The 3180-nt window shown below is 52.9% G+C and carries 2 rRNA genes; both read right to left on the bottom strand.

What is annotated here, in order from left to right:
• Positions 1–11: 11 nt before the first annotated feature.
• Positions 12–124, bottom strand: a 5S ribosomal RNA gene (rrf, locus tag U4Z31_RS36715).
• A gap of 156 nt (positions 125–280) precedes the next feature.
• Positions 281–3162, bottom strand: a 23S ribosomal RNA gene (locus U4Z31_RS36720).
• Positions 3163–3180 lie beyond the last annotated feature (18 nt).

The following is a 3180-nucleotide window of genomic DNA, read 5'->3' on the forward strand; positions in this document are numbered from 1 at the left end:
TGGCTTAGGGAGCCTGACGATTACCTACTTTCACACGGGAATCCGCACTATCATCGGCGTAGAGTCGTTTCACGGTCCTGTTCGGGATGGGAAGGGGTGGGACCGACTCGCTATGGTCATCAGGCAAAGAGGGTTGTCACGTTGCTTCGCAACGCGACCAATCTTGGAAGAAGCAGTAATTTTTGAGTTGTGTGTATCACACACGAGAATCCAACTTGTCGCTTCGGATCCTGCAGCCAGTGCTTGCGCACGGCGCCGATCTACAAGGCAGACTTGTTATAGGATCAAGCCTTACGGGCAATTAGTATCAGTTAGCTGAACGCATTACTGCGCTTACACACCTGACCTATCAACGTCCTGGTCTCGAACGACCCTTCAAGGGGATCTAGTCCCCAGGGATATCTCATCTTAAGGCGAGTTTCCCGCTTAGATGCTTTCAGCGGTTATCTCTTCCGAACATAGCTACCCGGCGATGCCACTGGCGTGACAACCGGTACACCAGAGGTTCGTCCACTCCGGTCCTCTCGTACTAGGAGCAGCCCCCTTCAAATATCCAACGCCCACGGCAGATAGGGACCAAACTGTCTCACGACGTTTTAAACCCAGCTCACGTACCTCTTTAAATGGCGAACAGCCATACCCTTGGGACCGGCTACAGCCCCAGGATGAGATGAGCCGACATCGAGGTGCCAAACACCGCCGTCGATATGAACTCTTGGGCGGTATCAGCCTGTTATCCCCAGAGTACCTTTTATCCGTTGAGCGATGGCCCTTCCATACAGAACCACCGGATCACTATGACCTGCTTTCGCACCTGCTCGACTTGTCGGTCTCGCAGTTAAGCACGCTTATGCCATTGCACTATCAGCACGATTTCCGACCGTACCTAGCGTACCTTCGTACTCCTCCGTTACGCTTTGGGAGGAGACCGCCCCAGTCAAACTGCCTACCATGCACTGTCCCCGACCCGGATCACGGGCCAAGGTTAGAACCTCAAACAAACCAGGGTGGTATTTCAAGGACGGCTCCACCGAAACTAGCGTTCCGGTTTCATAGCCTCCCACCTATCCTACACAGATCGGTTCAAAGTCCAATGCAAAGCTACAGTAAAGGTTCATGGGGTCTTTCCGTCTAGCCGCGGGTAGATTGCATCATCACAAACACTTCAACTTCGCTGAGTCTCGGGAGGAGACAGTGTGGCCATCGTTACGCCATTCGTGCAGGTCGGAACTTACCCGACAAGGAATTTCGCTACCTTAGGACCGTTATAGTTACGGCCGCCGTTTACCGGGACTTCAATCAAGAGCTTGCACCCCATCATTTAATCTTCCGGCACCGGGCAGGCGTCACACCCTATACGTCCACTTTCGTGTTTGCAGAGTGCTGTGTTTTTATTAAACAGTCGCAGCCACCAGTTTATTGCAACCCCTTCACCCTCTGCGCGCAGGCGCATCAAGCTACAAGGGCGTACCTTATCCCGAAGTTACGGTACCAATTTGCCGAGTTCCTTCTCCCGAGTTCTCTCAAGCGCCTTAGAATACTCATCTCGCCCACCTGTGTCGGTTTGCGGTACGGTCATCGTTAGACTGAAGCTTAGAGGCTTTTCTTGGAACCACTTCCAATTGCTTCGCTCCCTAGGGAGCTCGCGCCACACCCTTGAATCCTGCGCCCGGATTTGCCTAAGCGCCTTCTCCAATGCAGCGACCGGGACTTCCAACACCCGGACAACCTTCCGCGATCCGTCCCCCCATCGCATCTAACAATGGTGCAGGAATATTGACCTGCTTCCCATCAGCTACGCATTTCTGCCTCGCCTTAGGGGCCGACTCACCCTACGCCGATGAACGTTGCGTAGGAAACCTTGGGCTTACGGCGAGGGGGCCTTTCACCCCCTTTATCGCTACTCATGTCAGCATTCGCACTTCCGATACCTCCAGCACGCTTTTCAACGCACCTTCGCAGGCTTACGGAACGCTCTCCTACCATGCGTGCAAAGCACGCATCCGCAGCTTCGGTATATAGCTTAGCCCCGTTACATCTTCCGCGCAGGACGACTCGATCAGTGAGCTATTACGCTTTCTTTAAAGGGTGGCTGCTTCTAAGCCAACCTCCTGACTGTTTTAGCCTTCCCACTTCGTTTCCCACTTAGCTATATTTGGGGACCTTAGCTGGCGGTCTGGGTTGTTTCCCTCTTGACACCGGACGTTAGCACCCGATGTCTGTCTCCCGTGATTGCACTCTTCGGTATTCGGAGTTTGCTATGGCGGGGTAATCTGCAATAGACCCCCCAACCATGACAGTGCTCTACCCCCGAAGGTGAGACACGAGGCACTACCTAAATAGTTTTCGGAGAGAACCAGCTATTTCCAAGTTTGTTTAGCCTTTCACCCCTATCCACAGCTCATCCCCTAACTTTTCAACGTTAGTGGGTTCGGACCTCCAGTACGTGTTACCGCACCTTCATCCTGGCCATGGATAGATCACTTGGTTTCGGGTCTACGCCCAGCAACTGAACGCCCTATTCGGACTCGCTTTCGCTACGCCTGCCCTATACGGTTAAGCTTGCTACTGAACGTAAGTCGCTGACCCATTATACAAAAGGTACGCCGTCACCCCTTACGAGGCTCCGACTGTTTGTATGCATGCGGTTTCAGGATCTATTTCACTCCCCTCCCGGGGTTCTTTTCGCCTTTCCCTCACGGTACTGGTTCACTATCGGTCGATCACGAGTATTTAGCCTTGGAGGATGGTCCCCCCATCTTCAGACAGGATTTCACGTGTCCCGCCCTACTTGTCGCACACCTAGTTCTTTCATACTGTTTTCGCCTACAGGGCTATCACCTGCTATGGCCGCACTTTCCAGAGCGTTCGGCTAACAATACAAATAAAGAGTGCAAGGCTCATCCCATTTCGCTCGCCACTACTTTGGGAATCTCGGTTGATTTCTTTTCCTGCGGTTACTTAGATGTTTCAGTTCACCGCGTTCGCTTCGCATGGCCTATGTATTCAGCCATGGATACTCCAAAAGGAGTGGGTTTCCCCATTCGGACATCTACGGATCAAAGCTTGTTTGCCAGCTCCCCGTAGCTTTTCGCAGGCTACCGCGTCCTTCATCGCCTGTGATCGCCAAGGCATCCACCACATGCACTTGTTCGCTTGACCCTATAACGAGTCTGTCTC

The sequence above is a fragment of the Burkholderia sp. BCC1985 genome, assembly GCF_905339915.1.
Lineage (GTDB): Bacteria > Pseudomonadota > Gammaproteobacteria > Burkholderiales > Burkholderiaceae > Burkholderia.